Source organism: Streptomyces sp. NPDC126503 (assembly GCF_040302405.1).
Lineage (GTDB): Bacteria > Actinomycetota > Actinomycetes > Streptomycetales > Streptomycetaceae > Streptomyces > Streptomyces gulbargensis.
Genome location: NZ_JBEORS010000008.1, coordinates 64724 through 81191 on the forward strand (window position 1 = coordinate 64724; position 16468 = coordinate 81191).

Below are 16468 nucleotides of genomic sequence, written 5' to 3' on the forward strand. Positions count from 1 at the left end.
GGCCAAGCGCCGAAAAGCCCCCGCCGGTGAAACCTCGGCAGGGGCTCGTTCGTCTGGGGCAGCGCGGCGGCTACGCGTCCTCGTCCTGGCGGGCGCCGCGCCGCGCGGTCGTCGCGAGGGCGTCGTTCCAGCCGGCGGCGTACGCGAGGGTCTCGTAACGGGAGACCTCGGCGTACAGCGTGCCGAGCAACGCTCTCTTGTCGAGGGCGACGGGTCCGTCGAGGAGCTGGCGGAGGCGGTCCTGGAGCGGGATGTGCGGTCGCGATGCCCCTGCCTGAGTCATGGACGCCTGCCTTCCGTTGCTTGCCCGTGCGTGTGTGGCGGCGCCGCGGAGTGAGGAGCGGGGGCACCACGTGTTCGAACTACTGTGCGAACAGAGTGTGGAACACCTGTTCGGTGTTTGTCGAGCGGGAAACGTCTGACGGCGTGTCTTCTGGCTGGTTGTCCGCAGGTGTTGGCACCCGATCGGAGCTTCTGTTCGACGGGGTACCCTGGACGGCGCGTTCCCTTGACCTGACACAGTCAGGGGGCGAGGGGCGCGAGGGGCGCGTGGGGACCCCAGGGGGCTGGAAGGCAGCATCGACGCATGGACACGGAGCCGGGAGCGAACCGGCGGGAGCGAGTCATCGACTGGCTGGCGTCCCACCCCGACCTGCCCCACCTCTTCGCACGCCTCTCCGAGCTCGTGCACGTCCATGGATACGACCCCGAGGACCTCGTCGTCCTGCCCCGGTCCGAGATCGACCGGCGTGAGACCACCGCCTTCACCTCCGGCTGGGCCGAGGCCGTGTCCGACGAACTCCCGCGTATCCGAAGGGAGTACGAGAAACGCGTCGCCGACGCCTACGCGCAGGGTCAGGGTGACGCGCGTGGAATCCGCCGGCCGCCGCGCCGCGCCGGCGAGAGCGGACAGGACGGCGCCCGGATCATCGCGCTGCCCTTCGCCCGCCTCCTCGAACCGCCGGCCGCCGTCGTCGAGGCCGAGGAGCGCGTCCGCAGGGAGCGCGAGATGTTCGAACGGAGAAGCGAACGGATCGAGCCGTCGACGCCTTCCGAGCCGTCCGATCGAACGGAACCAGCAGATTGGCCGGAAAACGTCGGTCCGGCCGAGCAGGCCGATCAAGCCGATCAAGCCGGCCGAACGGACAGTTCCGAGCGCCCGGTCCGGCCCGACCGGAGGCCCGACCGGCCCGAGCCCGAACCCGAGCACGCCACCGGGCCCGAACACGACGCCGAACCGGACGTCCTGCTGACCGCCCAGGAGAGCCGGGCCCGCAGGAACGTTCAGCCGGTCCGCAGGGTCGCCCGCCGCAAGGGCGGCCGACCGATCGTCCCGCCGCTCGCCGGGGTGCCCGGACAGACGGGCTCCGCCGGCGAGCGCCGTGCTTCCGAGCCGGGTGACCCGGAGGGACGCGGCGGCAAGGGGCGGCGGCTGTCGGACCGGGCCAGGGCCCTGGAGGAGGACCTGGCCGCCGGGCGAGCACAGGAAGCGCCCCCGGAGTCCGCTCCCTGACGGGAACGGCCTCCGGGGGCCGTGGGGGGCTGTCAGCCGAAGAACCGGGCGAGCTGATGCGGCGAGACCTCGGGGGCCTCGCCCGACGACGCGTCGCCGTCCTGTCCTTCGGTTTCCTCGTCCTCGTCGTCGACGCCCGGACGGGGCACCGGTTTCGGGGGATCGGGCTGGTCGCCGTCCTCGGCGCCGTTGACGCACTGGAACATCCAGTTGGCGACGGCCAGGTGATCCACCGCCGCGGCGAGGAGGTGATCGGTGATCGACCACTCCGCCGACTCCCCGTGCAGCTCGCGGTGGAGCGCGCTCTCCCGCGGCAGGGCCTTGATCAGCACCAGGAGCCGGCGGCTCGAGAGCTCACCGCGGTGCCAGTCGAGGAGGTCGGTGGCGTAGTAGCGGAGGAGATCCGCCTCGAGGGCCTCGGCGTGTTCGTCGACGAACTCGACGAGGCTCAGTCTTCCCCCAGGCCGAGCCCGGTCTCCTTGCCGTAGGCCTCCAGGATGGCGGCGATGTCCTGCATCGTGACGTCGTGCTGCTCGAAGCGGTTGAACTGCTCCTCACCCATCAGGAGTGCGAGCAGGCCGTCCACGTCGTTGTCGTCGAGCTTGCGCAGCGCCTTCGCGGTGGCGCGGCTCAGCTCGGTGGGAAGGGTGTAGGTCTCGCCGTCCAGCTCGAAGGACCACTTGCGGCCGTGGGCCTCCTGGCGCTGGGCGCGGGCTGCGTTGACGTCGAAACGGGCCATGGTGATGCGTACTCCTTGTTCGCGTGGTTCGCGTGGATGAATGAGGAGAGGGGTGGGGCGGGACGGCGGGGTGCCGTCCCGCCCCGGTGGAGCCGGATCAGACGGCCGCGCCGTACTGGCTGTCCTTCATGAGGAAGGTGGCCAGCGGCTTGCCCGTGCCGGCGGACATGGCGGAGAAGGTGATGCCCAGGGTGGACGCCGCCTTCCGGGCCAGCTTGATGTCGTCCGAGGCGGTGACCTGGCCGCGCGGGATCACGAAGCGGTACGTGACCGCGGTGCCGCCGGCCTTGGTGTCGGTGAACTCCAGGCCGAGGGCGCGCACGTCCGCGAACGGACGCTCGGCGATCTCGTACTTGAAGACCTCCGTCGACGTGGCCGGCTCGGGCGCGACCTTGCCGCCGCCCATGAAGAACGGGAGCGTGTCCTCGTTGAACTGGAGCATGGCGAACTTCAGCGAGAGGTCACGGGCCGAGTAGATGTAGTGGACCGGGGAGACCGACTGCCAGGCGTCGATGGCCTCCAGCTTGTCCTTCTTGGAGAAGGTGACACCGTCACCGGTGGTGTAACCGAGGTCGGTCCAGTCCTTCCAGTCGGTCGCGGAGTCGGTGCCGAAGCTCGGGACGGCGGTGTCGGCCTTGGCGACGAAGAGCTTGCCGACGCCGGCGACGCGGATCTCGGCCGAGTTGTTTCCTGCCATGGTGGGTTTCTCCTTGGTGAGAGGGTGTGGGAGAGCACCGCCCCGGGCGTCCTGCCCGGGTACGGCAAAGGCCCCGCCGGACGGCGAGGCCTGGTCTGTGGGGGAGCGCCCGAGGGGCTAGAAGACGCTCACGGAGAGGCGGATCACGCAGAGGTAGCGGTTGGCGCCCCGGTAGACGTAGTCGGGCAGCCAGCGCGGCCCGTCCTGCTCCTCGACGTCGCTGATGAAGTTCACGCCGACCTTCTTGCCGATGGTGGCGAGCAGCGCCCGGCGGGCGGCGTTGGCGAGGACGTGGGCCGCGTTCTTGGTCGGCCCGTACACCTCGAACTCGATCAGTGGCATGTCGACGTGCTGGTCACCGATCCAGGCGCCGCCGCGGCGGTTCACCAGGACGGCGCTCTGCGTGCCGTCGAAGCCGGCCGGCGCCTGGACCGCGATGGTCGCGCCGGCCAGGGCCGGGTCGGCCTTGAGGACGTCGACGACCAGCTTCTCGACGTCTGGGAAAGCACTCGGGGGAGTGGTCATGACGGTTCTCCTCGGGAGGGGGAGGGCGGACGGGGTGAGGCGTGGTGCGCGGTGGTGCGAAGGGCCGTTCGCGCCCCGTCCCCCCGCACCCGGTGGGCGGGGCGGGGGAGGAGTGCGGTGCGGCGGCCGCCGTCCGGGGCGCTCCGGCGGGAAGGGGGAGGGCGCGGACGCGCTCCCGGACGGCCAGCGGCGGAGCCGCGGCCCGTCTCGCGGGCACAGCTCCGCCGCTGCACCAACTGTGACAGAGAGCGTGCGCGCACGCAACTAGTTCGGTGAGGGTCCGCGAACCCGCACGTCAGCGGCTCGATAGGTTGGCCGCCACTCGACCGAGGGAGCCCCCATGACCGCCGATCCGCCCCCTTCCGGCCCCGCACCGGCCCCCGCCGCACGGCCCGCTCCGGCCGGAAGGCCCGCGCCCGCGCCCGGCCCCACCTCCGCCTCCGGCGCGGGACCCGCCCCCGCGCCCGGCCCCACCTCCGCCTCCGGCGCGGGACCCGCCCCCGCACACCGCCTCCCCGCGGCCGCCCCCTCGCGCCGCCCCCGCCTCCTCTACGTCACGGACCTCGCCTATCCCGCCCGCGGCCGCCGCTACGGAGACGAGGACGTCGACCTCACCGCCCGCCTGCGCCGCGCCGGCTTCGACCTGGCCCTCTGCCACCCGCTCGACGCCGCCGCCCTCATGGACTCCTTCGACGCGGTCGTCGTCCGCAACAGCGGCCCCGTCCTCCCCTACCAGCGGGAGTACGAGGCCTTCCGCGAGCGCGCCGCCGCCCTCGGCACCCGCGTCTACAACCCGCTCCACGGCCGCGGCGACATGGCGGGCAAGCAGTACCTCCTGGACCTCACCGCCGCCGGGTACCCCGTCATCCCCACCGTCGACCGCCCCGAGGACCTGCACCTCCTCCCCGCCGCCGGGCAGTACGTGGTCAAGCCGAAGGCCGGCGCCGACTCCCTGGGGCTGCGCTTCGTCCCGCACGAGGAACTCCCCGCCCTCGCCGCCGCCGGGGACCTCCTCGTCCAGCCGCGCGTCGACTTCCGCCACGAGGTGTCCTTCTACTTCGTCGACGACCGGTTCCAGTACGCGCTGTACGCCCCGGACCCCGAGCACCGCTGGGTCCTGGAGCCGTACGAGCCCACCGCGGCCGACCTCGCCTTCGCCCGCCGCTTCATCGACTGGAACACCCTCCGCCACGGCGTCCAGCGGGTCGACGCCTGCCGCACCCGCGAGGGCGAACTGCTCCTGGTCGAGCTGGAGGACCTCAACCCCTACCTGTCCCTCGACCGCGTCACCGAGCCGGTCCGCGCCCGCTTCGCCGAGACCCTGGCCCGTTCGCTCCACGCCTTCCTCGCGGCATGACGAAGCGCCCCGTCCCTCCGGAAGGGAGGGACGGGGCGCGCCGGGGACAGCGGGGTGCGGGCGGTGGTCAGGCGGTACGGCTCCGGCGGCGGGCCGCCCGCTCCGCCGCGAACACGTCCTCCAGGCGGAACAGCTGCGCCCGGCCGGCCTTGCCCGCGGCCCGCAGGTGGCCCAGCTGCACCCACTTGCGGATCGTCGCGGGGGCGACCCCCGCCTCCTCGGCGGCGAGCGGGCCCGGGATCAGCGCGGGCAGGGCGGGCAGGTGGGGCGAGCTCAGCATGAGGTCTCCTTCGTGTCGTCCATCGCCGCCGCGATCTCCTCGGGGCGGGCGCCCGAGGCCTCGGCGAGCTCCTGCCACTGCTCCTCCGGCCACAGGTGCCGGTACGCCGGGTCGTCCTGGCAGCCGCAGGCCGCGTCCGTGCACACGCACGCCGGGTTGACGCACAGCACCGCCCGCCGGTCCGGGAAGGCCCGCAGCGAGACCGAGTCGCACCAGGGGCAGCGGCCCCGGACCCGGACGATCGTCTCCGCGTCGCCGAGCGTCCGGGCGCAGCGGCGGGCCATCCGCCGGATCTCGTCCCGGACGTGCCGGGCGAGCACCGGATGGGCGGCGATCTCGTCGAGCAGCCCCACGATCCGGCGCAGCCGTTCGATCACCCCGGCCCGGCGCGGGCGGGGGAGGGTGAGGCGGGCGCAGACCGCCTCCTCCAGCTCCACCACGCCGTCGGTGATGTCACGGATGGCGTCGGAGACGTGCAGGCGGATGGGGGCGGCGCCGTGGCCGGGGACGACGAGCCCGTGCCGCTGTTCGAGGAGCAGCGCCTCGCGCCGCTCCTCGCGGATCTGTTCGTCGCGCCCGGGGCGCGGCGCGTGCTGCGGCGCGCCGCCGGGGCCCGGGCGGCCGGGCGCGAGCTCCTCGGTGAGCTCGGGGAACTGCCGTACGAGCGAGGCGGTCCACAGCGTGATGTCCCGCAGGACACCCTCGGCGGCGGGCCCGTCCGCCGCGCCGGAACGGGGAGCGGGGGCCTCGCCGGAACGGGGAGCGGTGGCCGGGGCGGCGGGGTCGAAGCGGTCAGCCACGGCGGCCGCCCCCGGGGAGGGCGAGCGCGACCGCCTTCGCCACGCGGTGCGCGTCCGCCGGGCGCCCGTTGCGCCAGAGGCGGCCGGCGCAGACGCCGTCGAAGTAACTCTCGGCCGGGGCGACCGCGGCCTCGCACTCACGGCGGACGGGGCAGCCGGCACAGGCGCGCAGGGCGGGGGCCGCCTCCTTGGCGCGGCGGGCGAAGACGACGGACGGGGAGAGGCCGGCGCACGCGGCGGAGGCCTGCCAGGGGGTTGGGTCGGGCTGGAACAAGACGGTTCTCCACGGTCCGAGGCCCACCGGAGTGTCCAGCGGGCCGGGGCGGCCCCAGGTCTCGGGGGGCCGACAAGTGCGGCGGCGAGCCAGCGTGACATGTTGCGTGCGAGCTCGCAACTAGCTCTGTGGAGAGCCCTCCATCGAATTGCCACGATTGCGTGCCCGAAAGCACGTAATTCCGTGCGCGCAAGCACGCTAAAGTAAGGGGCCCGGAGGGTGGGGAGTGAGGGAGCGGTAAAACATGAGCACTCAAGGGCTCGACGAATTCGCAGGCTGGGTCGAAGGCCTGATGAGACAGCGCGGCTACGACATCGACAGCCCGCGCGGTGGCGGCAAGTCCCGGATCGCGGACGAGGCGGGGGTGCACCGCGCCGCCGTGACCCGTCTGCTGCAGCGCCAGAGCATGCCCGACCTGGAGACCATGCGGCGCATCGCGCCGCTGCTCGGCGTCTCCGTGCGCGACATGCTGATCCGGTCCGGGCGCGTCACGCCCGAGGAGCTGCCGCTCGCCGCGGACCTCCTGCCGCCGAACGACTGGCAGCCGACCATGGAGGACTTCGCCCGCTGGCTGGGCGTGCCCGACGAGCGCCTCGGCGTCTTCGTCAAGGTCGTCAACCAGTTCCTGGAACCCGAGCCCGACGACGCGGAGGAGACCGCCGCCACGGAAGCGCGGCGTACCGCACGCGACTGACTCCGGCCCGGACCGGCCCCGGGGCCGGTCCGCACGGACCACCCCCGGGGCCGTTCCCGCGCCTCCCGCATCCCGTCCGCCGGACCCGCGGCCCCGCGCCGCCGACGGGCAACTCCGCCCGCACGCCGCCGGGTTGGCCGAGCGGCCCGGCGGGGCGCCGGCGTACCCGGGCCCGCGGGCGGAGGAGGGCCCGGCCGGGCGCCGGTGGCCGCGCCGTACCGGGTGCCGGGGGACTCCTCCGTACGTGTGAGGGCGGAGGGGACGGTACGGCCGGGGGACCGGCCGCCGGCGGGGTGGGCCCGCGGGCGGCCGGGCCTGGTGCATTTGTTTTGACCGGAGTCCGTGCGATAGGTACGCTCATGCCTTGTGCCTGGGGTGTGCCTGGGCTCGTGTGCGTGTCCTCAGCCGCACGGCGAGTCCGCGACAGGGCCACCGCGATCCGCGCCTTTTCCGCCCCTGGCGGAGGTCCGCGCGATCCGACACACCCGACCGCGTGGGTCGGTGACTGTTCCAGGTTAGTTTTACTTACGGCACACAGAAACCGGAGAAGTAGTGCCTACGATCCAGCAGCTGGTCCGCAAGGGCCGGCAGGACAAGGTCGAGAAGAACAAGACGCCCGCACTCGAGGGTTCCCCTCAGCGCCGCGGCGTCTGCACGCGTGTGTTCACGACCACCCCGAAGAAGCCGAACTCGGCGCTGCGGAAGGTCGCGCGTGTGCGTCTGACCTCCGGCATCGAGGTCACGGCCTACATCCCGGGTGAGGGACACAACCTGCAGGAGCACTCGATCGTGCTCGTGCGTGGTGGCCGTGTGAAGGACCTGCCGGGTGTTCGCTACAAGATCATCCGCGGCTCCCTTGACACCCAGGGCGTCAAGAACCGCAAGCAGGCCCGCAGCCGCTACGGCGCCAAGAAGGAGAAGTAAGAATGCCTCGTAAGGGCCCCGCCCCGAAGCGCCCGGTCATCATCGACCCGGTCTACAGCTCTCCTCTTGTCACCTCCCTGATCAACAAGATCCTGCTGGACGGCAAGCGCTCCACCGCCGAGCGCATCGTCTACGGCGCCATGGAGGGCCTCCGCGAGAAGACCGGCCAGGACCCGGTCATCACGCTGAAGCGCGCTCTTGAGAACGTCAAGCCGGCTCTCGAGGTCAAGTCCCGCCGTGTCGGTGGTGCCACCTACCAGGTGCCGATCGAGGTCAAGCCCGGTCGCGCCTCCACGCTCGCGCTGCGCTGGCTCGTCGGGTACTCCCGCGCCCGCCGCGAGAAGACCATGACCGAGCGCCTCATGAACGAGCTGCTGGACGCCTCGAACGGCCTCGGCGCTTCGGTCAAGAAGCGTGAGGACACGCACAAGATGGCCGAGTCCAACAAGGCCTTCGCGCACTACCGCTGGTAGTCGCAACCCACATCGAGACCGAGAGAAGACTGAAGCCTTATGGCTACCACTTCGCTTGACCTGGCCAAGGTGCGCAACATCGGCATCATGGCCCACATCGACGCGGGCAAGACGACCACCACCGAGCGGATCCTGTTCTACACCGGCGTTTCGTACAAGATCGGTGAGGTCCACGACGGCGCTGCCACGATGGACTGGATGGAGCAGGAGCAGGAGCGTGGCATCACGATCACGTCCGCTGCCACCACCTGCCACTGGCCGCTCGAGAACGTCGACCACACGATCAACATCATCGACACGCCGGGCCACGTCGACTTCACCGTCGAGGTGGAGCGTTCGCTGCGCGTGCTCGACGGTGCGGTCACCGTGTTCGACGGTGTGGCCGGTGTCGAGCCCCAGTCCGAGACCGTCTGGCGTCAGGCGGACCGTTACGGCGTTCCGCGCATCTGCTTCGTCAACAAGCTCGACCGGACCGGTGCCGAGTTCTTCCGCTGCGTCGACATGATCGTGGACCGCCTCGGCGCGACCCCGATCGTCATGCAGCTCCCGATCGGTGCCGAGGCCGACTTCCAGGGCGTCGTCGACCTCGTCCGCATGAAGGCTCTTGTCTGGTCCGCCGAGGCCACCAAGGGTGAGATGTACGACGTCGTCGACATCCCGGCCACGCACACCGAGCTGGCCGAGGAGTGGCGCGGCAAGCTCGTCGAGGCCGTCGCCGAGAACGACGAAGAGGTCATGGAGCTCTTCCTCGAGGGCCAGGAGCCCACCGAGGAGCAGCTCTACGCCGCGATCCGTCGCATCACCATCGCCTCCGGCAAGGGCGGCGAGACCACGGTCACCCCGGTGTTCTGTGGCACCGCGTTCAAGAACAAGGGTGTCCAGCCCCTGCTCGACGCGGTCGTGCGCTACCTCCCCTCCCCCCTGGACGTCGAGGCCATCGAGGGCCACGACGTGAAGGACCCGGAGGAGGTCGTCCGCCGCAAGCCGTCCGACGAGGAGCCGCTGGCCGCCCTCGCGTTCAAGATCGCGAGCGACCCGCACCTCGGCAAGCTCACCTTCATCCGGGTCTACTCGGGTCGCCTGGACGCCGGCACCGCGGTGCTGAACTCCGTCAAGGGCAAGAAGGAGCGCATCGGCAAGATCTACCGCATGCACGCGAACAAGCGTGAGGAGATCGACTCGGTGGGCGCCGGTGACATCGTCGCCGTCATGGGCCTGAAGCAGACCACCACCGGTGAGACGCTGTGCGACGAGAAGGCCCCGGTCATCCTGGAGTCCATGGACTTCCCGGCCCCGGTCATCCAGGTCGCCATCGAGCCCAAGTCCAAGGGTGACCAGGAGAAGCTGGGTGTCGCCATCCAGCGTCTCGCGGAGGAGGACCCCTCCTTCCAGGTCCACTCGGACGAGGAGACCGGCCAGACCATCATCGGTGGTATGGGCGAGCTTCACCTCGACGTCCTCGTCGACCGCATGCGTCGCGAGTTCAAGGTCGAGGCGAACGTCGGTAAGCCGCAGGTCGCCTACCGTGAGACGATCCGCAAGGCCGTCGAGCGCGTCGACTTCACGCACAAGAAGCAGACCGGTGGTACGGGTCAGTTCGCCAAGGTCCAGATCGGCATCGAGCCGATCACCGAGGGCGACGCCTCGTACGAGTTCGTCAACAAGGTCACCGGTGGCCGCATCCCCAAGGAGTACATCCCCTCGGTGGACGCGGGTGCGCAGGAGGCCATGCAGTTCGGCATCCTCGCCGGTTACGAGATGACCGGTGTGCGTGTGATCCTGCACGACGGTGCGTACCACGAGGTCGACTCCTCCGAGCTCGCCTTCAAGATCGCCGGCTCGCAGGCCTTCAAGGAGGCCGCGCGCAAGGCTTCGCCCGTCATCCTTGAGCCGATGATGGCCGTCGAGGTCGTCACGCCCGAGGACTACATGGGCGAAGTCATCGGTGACATCAACTCCCGCCGTGGCCAGATCCAGGCCATGGAGGAGCGCAGCGGCGCTCGCGTCGTGAAGGGCCTCGTGCCCCTCTCGGAGATGTTCGGCTACGTCGGAGACCTCCGCAGCAAGACCTCGGGTCGCGCAAGCTACTCGATGCAGTTCGACTCCTACGCCGAGGTTCCCCGGAACGTCGCCGAGGAGATCATCGCGAAGGCCAAGGGCGAGTAACTCTCCCGAGTACACGCTTTAGGCTTGACCCAGTCGCCGGGGCTCCAACCCCGTAACCCGAGGAACCGGGCCCCGGCTACTGGCTTCCCAGCAAAGATCACCTGGCGCCGATGAAGCAAGGCGTTCAGAACCACTCCAGGAGGACCCCCGTGGCGAAGGCGAAGTTCGAGCGGACTAAGCCGCACGTCAACATCGGCACCATCGGTCACATCGACCACGGTAAGACGACCCTCACGGCCGCCATTACCAAGGTGCTGCACGACGCGTACCCGGACCTGAACGAGGCCTCGGCCTTCGACCAGATCGACAAGGCTCCCGAGGAGCGCCAGCGCGGTATCACGATCTCGATCGCGCACGTCGAGTACCAGACCGAGTCGCGTCACTACGCCCACGTCGACTGCCCCGGTCACGCGGACTACATCAAGAACATGATCACGGGTGCGGCGCAGATGGACGGCGCCATCCTCGTGGTCGCGGCCACCGACGGCCCGATGCCGCAGACCAAGGAGCACGTGCTCCTGGCCCGCCAGGTCGGCGTTCCGTACATCGTCGTCGCCCTGAACAAGGCCGACATGGTGGACGACGAGGAGATCCTGGAGCTCGTCGAGCTCGAGGTCCGTGAGCTCCTCACCGAGTACGAGTTCCCGGGCGACGACCTGCCGGTCGTCCGCGTCTCGGCGCTGAAGGCGCTCGAGGGCGACAAGGAGTGGGGCGAGAAGCTCCTCGGCCTCATGAAGGCCGTGGACGAGGCCATCCCGCAGCCCGAGCGTGACGTCGACAAGCCGTTCCTGATGCCGATCGAGGACGTCTTCACGATCACCGGTCGTGGCACCGTCGTCACCGGTCGTATCGAGCGTGGTGTCCTCAAGGTCAACGAGACCGTCGACATCATCGGCATCAAGACCGAGAAGACCACCACCACGGTCACCGGCATCGAGATGTTCCGCAAGCTGCTCGACGAGGGCCAGGCCGGTGAGAACGTCGGTCTGCTCCTCCGTGGCATCAAGCGCGAGGACGTCGAGCGCGGCCAGGTCATCATCAAGCCCGGTTCGGTCACGCCGCACACCGAGTTCGAGGCCCAGGCCTACATCCTGTCGAAGGACGAGGGTGGCCGTCACACCCCGTTCTTCAACAACTACCGCCCGCAGTTCTACTTCCGTACCACGGACGTGACCGGCGTCGTGACCCTCCCCGAGGGCACCGAGATGGTCATGCCGGGCGACAACACCTCCATGACCGTCGAGCTGATCCAGCCCGTCGCCATGGAGGAGGGCCTCAAGTTCGCCATCCGTGAGGGTGGCCGGACCGTCGGCGCCGGCCAGGTCACCAAGATCAACAAGTAATTGTCGATCTGACCTGGTAGCTCCCCGGAGCTGCTGAGCAGTGGAGAAGGCCCCGCACCGAAAGGTGCGGGGCCTTCTCGCATGTCCGGTCCGGCCCGGCCGGGGCCCGTACGGGCCGGGACCTCACACCCCCCAAGGAGTCCAGGACCAGGGACGGCCGTCCGCGCCCAGCCCCACCACTGTCAGTCCCCGCGCCCCGGCGTGCGCCGTCGCCGCCAGGGCCGCCGGCCGCTCCGTGCGCACCCCGTACCGGTCCCCGGCCCGTACGGCCGTCCGGCCCTCCAGGTCCGTGCCGAGCAGCACCGTCCCCAGCGCCGGTGACCGCACCGCCGCCACCGGCCCGTACCCGTCCAGACCCGCGTCGCCGCCCGGCCCGAGCAGCGTCCCCGACGCCGGCGGCCGGTGGAACAGCTCACCGGCCGCGCTCGCCACCGTCGCCCCGGACAACGGCAGCCGGCCCGCCGCCTCCCGGCCGTCCACCCAGTGACGTACGGACTCCCGCCCCGCCGCGTACACATGCGTCCGGCCCGCCGCGTCCACCGACACCGCGAAACCGTCCTGCACCTCCGCGCCGCCCGGCAGCACCCGCCACGGCCCCCAGGCCCCACCGGGCTCCCGCACGCGCGTGGAGACGCCCTTGTCCGCGTTCCGTACGAAGAGGTGGACCCGGCCGTCGGGGGCCGTCACCGCCACGGGGGCGCCGATCCGCCGGCCCCGGTCGTCCCCCCGCTCCGGATTGCCGAGCCCCCGCCACGCGAGGAACGGACCGCCGGGGGAGCGCTGCTCCAGGAGCACCACCTCACGCCGGTCCGGCCGGCCCCGGCCCTCCAGGGCGGCGAACCGCACCGCGAACAGCAGCAGCCGGCCGTCACCGAGCACGGCCGCCCCCGGGGCCGGAGCCAGCGGCCCGCCGCCCAGGTCCTCCGGGCCGCCCCACACCCCGGGCGCCGACTCCCGCCACCGGACCGCGCGCAGTCCGAGGACCCCGTACGCCTCCAGCCGGCCGCCCGGGCCCTCCGCGACCACCGGCCCGCGCAGCGGCCAGCGGTGGTGGGTGGAGCGCACCCAGCCCTTCCGGTTGGTCAGCGGACGGTCGCCGCCCACCCCATAGTCGCCGCAGCCCGACGGGTTCCCGCACCGCCAGGACGGGTCCCCGCCGTACGGCACGAGCCGCGCGGCCTTCTCCGCCAGCACCGAGGGCGGCAGGTTCTTCGGCCAGTGCCGGTTGTAGTAGCCGCGGAACGCGGTCACCGCGAACGCCGGGACCGGCTCCCCGTCCCGTACCGCCTCCGCCACCCACCGGCACAGCGCCGCCCAGGTGAAGCAGGCCACCGCCGTGTGGTCGCCGTGGTCCGAGTAGCCCGGCTGCTCGCTGTCCCGCTTCCGGGTCGCCTCGTCGCTGTGCTGCGTGTCCGGATCCGGGTCCAGGGTGTGCACCACCGTCGGCCGGTGGCGGCGCAGAAGGTCCACGAGCACGCCGGTCAGCTGCTCGTGGTCGTACGTGTCCACCCGGGTCACCGGCGACCCCGCCGACAGGTGCGTCCGCAGCTCCAGCGCCCGGTCCTCCCAGAGCGCGGGCACCGCCATGTACCGGCGGGAGGTGTGCATCGGCAGGTTCAGGAAGACCAGCTCCACCCGGCGTCCGCCGTGCGCCAGGACGTCCACCTCGGCCCGCCGCCCGCCGGCGAGCGTCAGCACCCGGCGCCGCCAGGGCGTGAAGCGGGGCAGACCGAGCGCCTCCGCGTACGCCTGCCGCAGTCCCTGGTGCCGGGACGAGGAGTAAGCGGCCCGGTCCGGAGGGGTCTCCGGCATGCCCGCGATCCGGTTCACGCCGGTGTGCTCGCCCGCCGTCACGTACACCGAAACCAGCGGCACGCCCGCGTCGAGCAGCCGCTGAGCGTCCGGATTCATGAAGTACAGGTCGTCGTCGGGATGCGCGGCGAACTGCATGAGCAGCGCCCGGCCCGGCCCGGCCCGGTCGACCGGCTTCCCCGGAGCCGGATCGGCGGTCGGCACGGTCCTGCGCGGCTGGGGGACGGAGCACCCGGCGAGCGTCGCCGCGGTCCCCGCGCCGGCCGCCAGGGCGGCGGCCAGAACCGTCCGCCGGCGGGCTGATATGTGCACTCCACGCCCCTTCGCTCGTCCGTTCCCCTGCAAGACGGCTGTGCGGGGGAGGGGGTTGTGCGACCGGGGCCGCTGCGCGCAGGATCACAGCACCAGGAAAAAGATCTTGAGAAAGTTTCCGGGAAACCCGCGAGCGGATGTCGAGACGCCGGAGCCGGCTCCGACCGAAGGGTGACAGCGCGCCACAGGGGCGGGCGGAACGGGGAGGATCCCACCATGAAGTACGTCGCGATGATCTACGGCAACCAGGCCAAGTGGGACGCGTTCCCGGCCGAGGCCTGGCCCGAGGCGATCGCCCGCCAGGAGGCCTTCAACCGGAAGTACCGCGAGAGCGGCGAACTGATCGGCGCCTACGGGCTCGCCGACGCCGCGGCCGCGCAGCTCGTCCGCCGCGAGGGCGGGGCCCCGGCCGTCACCGACGGGCCCTACCTGGAGACCAAGGAGTACCTGGCCAGCTTCTACCTGCTGGACTGCGACAGCCTGGAGCGGGCGCAGCAGATCGCCGCGGACATGCCCTTCGCGGACGTCGACCCGGTCGAGCTGTGGCCCGTCCTGCACGAGTCGTCGGCGGACGTGTGACCGGGGGCCCGCTCCACGTCGAGGACCTGCTGCGCGATCTCGCGCCGCAGGTCCTCGGCCGGCTCGTCCGCCGGTACGGCACCTTCGACACCTGCGAGGACGCCGTCCAGGAGGCCCTGGTCGCCGCCGCCCTGCAGTGGCCCGCCGAGGGGGTGCCGGACAACCCGCGCGGCTGGCTCGTGACCGTGGCCTCCCGCAAGCTCGTCGACCAGGTACGCAGCGAGGCGGCCCGGCGCCGGCGCGAGGACGCCCTGGCGCTGGCCACCCCGGCCGCCGAACTCCTCGCGCCCGCGGCCGACGACGATCCGGTCGCGGACCGGGACGACTCCCTGGCCCTGCTGTTCCTCTGCTGTCACCGCGACCTGTCGCCGCCCAGCAGGATCGCGCTCACCCTGCGCGCGGTCGGCGGCCTCACGACGGCGCAGATCGCCGCCGCGTTCCTGGTGCCCGAGGCGACCATGGCGCAGCGGATCAGCCGTGCCAAGCAGACGATCAGGGCCGCGGGGAACCCGTTCGCCCTGCCGGAGGGCGAGGACCGCACGGAGCGGCTCGCCGAGGTCCGGCACGTGCTGTACCTCGTCTTCAACGAGGGGTACACGAGCAGCGGCGGCGAGGAGCTGACCGCGCCCGGGCTGTCCACGGAGGCGATCCGGCTCACCCGGCTGCTGCACCGGCTGGTGCCCGACGACGCGGAGACGGCCGGCCTGCTGGCCCTGATGCTCCTCACGGACGCGCGCCGGCCGGCCCGGACGGGCCCGCACGGCGAACTGGTGCCGCTCGCGGAACAGGACCGGGGCGCGTGGGACGCGGGGCTCGTCGCCGAGGGCGTGGAGCTGATCAGCCGCACGCTGCCGCAGGGCCGGGTCGGCCCGTACCAGCTCCAGGCGGCGATCGCGGCCGTCCACGACGAGGCGCCCACCGCCGAGGAGACGGACTGGCCGCAGATCCTCGCCCTCTACGAGCTCCTGGAGCGGACCGGCCAGGGCCCCGTGGTCACGCTCAACCGGGCGGTCGCGGTCGCCATGGTCGACGGCCCCGAGGCGGGCCTCGCCCTCCTGGACACCCTCGCCGCGGACAAGCGCCTGGCCCACCACCACCGCCTGCAGGCCACCCGCGCCCACCTGCTGGAACTCCTCGGCGACCGGGAAGCCGCGGCCACCGCCTACCGCGAGGCCGCCCGCCACACCCTCAGCGCCCCGGAACGCCGCCACCTCACGCAGAGGGCGCGGCGGCTGGCGTGAGTGCCCCCTCGCGCGACCCTGCGTGTAGCCGTACGTGACGTGGGGTACAGTCTTGGGCCCCGATTGGCGGCGGGACGGCCGCGTGTGGCAGACTGTCGGGGTTGCTCGGTTGAGTGCCGATGCTGCGCGCCTCCCGCCGGGAGGACCGGAAGCGAGTCCCACAGTACTCGTCGTCCCTTGTCAGGGGCGGACGTACGGGAATCTTCCGGGAAGCGTCAGCGGGGCGCCGACCAGGCACCCGGTGGGTGTTCCGCCCCCGGCTTCGCGGGTTTTTGGGCCCGCACCCCCTTGGTTGGGAAATCCTTCGGGACTTCTTCGTAGAGGGAGTGCGACACGCCCGACCGCGTGGGTCGGAGGAGGGGTCTTCAGATCCCCCGGGTTCCAGAGCGTTACGAGACAAAGGACTACTGAGTAGCCATGGCGGGACAGAAGATCCGCATCCGGCTCAAGGCCTACGACCACGAGGTCATCGACTCCTCGGCGAAGAAGATCGTCGAGACGGTGACGCGCACTGGTGCGTCGGTCGCGGGCCCGGTGCCGCTGCCCACTGAGAAGAACGTGTACTGCGTCATCAAGTCGCCGCACAAGTACAAGGACTCGCGCGAGCACTTCGAGATGCGCACGCACAAGCGCCTCATCGACATCCTCGACCCCACGCCGAAGACCGTCGACTCGCTCATGCGTCTCGACCTGCCGGCTGGCGTCGACATCGAGATCAAGCTCTGAGGTGACGCGCGAG

The 16468-nt window shown here is 71.6% G+C and carries 19 protein-coding genes; 10 read left to right on the forward strand and 9 right to left on the reverse strand.

The features are described from left to right. Positions 1 to 70: 70 nt before the first annotated feature. The gene (locus tag ABTY40_RS13090) at positions 71 to 283 is read right to left on the reverse strand and encodes a hypothetical protein (protein WP_352059601.1); all 213 of its coding nucleotides are present in this window, start codon (positions 281 to 283) and stop codon (positions 71 to 73) included. Between the two features lie 303 nt (positions 284 to 586). Here ABTY40_RS13090 and ABTY40_RS13095 point away from each other — a divergent pair, with 303 nt between their 5' ends. After that, complete coding sequence (locus ABTY40_RS13095; RefSeq protein ID WP_352059602.1) at positions 587 to 1513, forward strand: hypothetical protein; 927 nt, start codon at positions 587 to 589, stop codon at positions 1511 to 1513. A 32-nt stretch (positions 1514 to 1545) separates the two neighbouring features. Here ABTY40_RS13095 and ABTY40_RS13100 read toward each other — a convergent pair whose 3' ends face one another. From ABTY40_RS13100 to ABTY40_RS13115, 4 genes are all read right to left on the reverse strand, one after another. Then, the gene (locus tag ABTY40_RS13100) at positions 1546 to 1845 is read right to left on the reverse strand and encodes a hypothetical protein (RefSeq protein ID WP_502990562.1); all 300 of its coding nucleotides are present in this window, start codon (positions 1843 to 1845) and stop codon (positions 1546 to 1548) included. Positions 1846 to 1961: 116 nt separating this feature from the next. Next, on the reverse strand, positions 1962 to 2252 hold the full coding sequence (locus tag ABTY40_RS13105; RefSeq protein ID WP_352059603.1) for a hypothetical protein: 291 nt from the start codon (positions 2250 to 2252) through the stop codon (positions 1962 to 1964). Between the two features lie 97 nt (positions 2253 to 2349). Next, on the reverse strand, positions 2350 to 2949 hold the full coding sequence (locus tag ABTY40_RS13110; protein WP_352059604.1) for a phage tail tube protein: 600 nt from the start codon (positions 2947 to 2949) through the stop codon (positions 2350 to 2352). Positions 2950 to 3066: 117 nt separating this feature from the next. Further along, positions 3067 to 3474, reverse strand: coding sequence for a phage tail termination protein (locus ABTY40_RS13115; protein ID WP_345278554.1), 408 nt, complete (start codon positions 3472 to 3474; stop codon positions 3067 to 3069). Between the two features lie 340 nt (positions 3475 to 3814). Between ABTY40_RS13115 and ABTY40_RS13120 the strand changes: the two genes are divergently transcribed. Continuing rightward, positions 3815 to 4831 (forward strand): ATP-grasp domain-containing protein, encoded by a 1017-nt coding sequence (locus ABTY40_RS13120; RefSeq protein WP_352059605.1) that lies wholly within the window; start codon positions 3815 to 3817, stop codon positions 4829 to 4831. Positions 4832 to 4898: 67 nt separating this feature from the next. Here ABTY40_RS13120 and ABTY40_RS13125 read toward each other — a convergent pair whose 3' ends face one another. The 3 genes from ABTY40_RS13125 to ABTY40_RS13135 all read right to left on the reverse strand — a co-directional run bounded on the left by ABTY40_RS13125 (position 4899) and on the right by ABTY40_RS13135 (position 6185). Further along, the gene (locus tag ABTY40_RS13125) at positions 4899 to 5111 is read right to left on the reverse strand and encodes a MerR family transcriptional regulator (protein WP_309055025.1); all 213 of its coding nucleotides are present in this window, start codon (positions 5109 to 5111) and stop codon (positions 4899 to 4901) included. After that, positions 5105 to 5806: a hypothetical protein gene (locus tag ABTY40_RS13130; protein WP_352059750.1), complete on the reverse strand. Its 702-nt coding sequence runs from the start codon at positions 5804 to 5806 to the stop codon at positions 5105 to 5107. Before ABTY40_RS13130 ends, ABTY40_RS13125 begins: the two co-directional genes overlap by 7 nt. A gap of 97 nt (positions 5807 to 5903) precedes the next feature. Next, complete coding sequence (locus ABTY40_RS13135) at positions 5904 to 6185, reverse strand: WhiB family transcriptional regulator (protein ID WP_345278552.1); 282 nt, start codon at positions 6183 to 6185, stop codon at positions 5904 to 5906. A 244-nt stretch (positions 6186 to 6429) separates the two neighbouring features. Between ABTY40_RS13135 and ABTY40_RS13140 the strand changes: the two genes are divergently transcribed. From ABTY40_RS13140 to tuf, 5 genes are all read left to right on the forward strand, one after another. Beyond that, positions 6430 to 6879 carry a helix-turn-helix domain-containing protein gene (locus ABTY40_RS13140; protein ID WP_352059606.1) on the forward strand — a complete coding sequence of 150 codons (450 nt, stop codon included), beginning with the start codon at positions 6430 to 6432 and terminating at the stop codon, positions 6877 to 6879. A gap of 552 nt (positions 6880 to 7431) precedes the next feature. After that, a complete protein-coding gene (rpsL, locus tag ABTY40_RS13145; protein WP_003948652.1) occupies positions 7432 to 7803 on the forward strand; it encodes a 30S ribosomal protein S12 in 372 nt (123 codons plus the stop codon). A 2-nt stretch (positions 7804 to 7805) separates the two neighbouring features. Further along, complete coding sequence (gene rpsG, locus ABTY40_RS13150; RefSeq protein ID WP_309056232.1) at positions 7806 to 8276, forward strand: 30S ribosomal protein S7; 471 nt, start codon at positions 7806 to 7808, stop codon at positions 8274 to 8276. 39 nt (positions 8277 to 8315) lie between these two features. Then, positions 8316 to 10442 carry an elongation factor G gene (gene fusA / locus ABTY40_RS13155; protein WP_345278550.1) on the forward strand — a complete coding sequence of 709 codons (2127 nt, stop codon included), beginning with the start codon at positions 8316 to 8318 and terminating at the stop codon, positions 10440 to 10442. A gap of 149 nt (positions 10443 to 10591) precedes the next feature. Next, positions 10592 to 11785: an elongation factor Tu gene (tuf, locus tag ABTY40_RS13160; protein WP_345278549.1), complete on the forward strand. Its 1194-nt coding sequence runs from the start codon at positions 10592 to 10594 to the stop codon at positions 11783 to 11785. Positions 11786 to 11908: 123 nt separating this feature from the next. Here the strand turns inward: tuf and ABTY40_RS13165 are convergent, their stop codons facing one another. Beyond that, the gene (locus ABTY40_RS13165; protein ID WP_352059607.1) at positions 11909 to 13909 is read right to left on the reverse strand and encodes a PIG-L family deacetylase; all 2001 of its coding nucleotides are present in this window, start codon (positions 13907 to 13909) and stop codon (positions 11909 to 11911) included. 216 nt (positions 13910 to 14125) lie between these two features. On the opposite strand from ABTY40_RS13165, the gene ABTY40_RS13170 reads away from it, so the two are divergent. From ABTY40_RS13170 to rpsJ, 3 genes are all read left to right on the forward strand, one after another. Next, positions 14126 to 14488, forward strand: a complete 363-nt coding sequence (locus ABTY40_RS13170; RefSeq protein WP_345278547.1) for a YciI family protein — start codon at positions 14126 to 14128, stop codon at positions 14486 to 14488. Further along, a complete protein-coding gene (locus tag ABTY40_RS13175) occupies positions 14485 to 15729 on the forward strand; it encodes an RNA polymerase sigma factor (RefSeq protein WP_352059608.1) in 1245 nt (414 codons plus the stop codon). Before ABTY40_RS13170 ends, ABTY40_RS13175 begins: the two co-directional genes overlap by 4 nt. A gap of 417 nt (positions 15730 to 16146) precedes the next feature. Then, on the forward strand, positions 16147 to 16455 hold the full coding sequence (gene rpsJ / locus ABTY40_RS13180; protein WP_003948644.1) for a 30S ribosomal protein S10: 309 nt from the start codon (positions 16147 to 16149) through the stop codon (positions 16453 to 16455). The last annotated feature ends 13 nt before the right edge of the window (positions 16456 to 16468 follow it).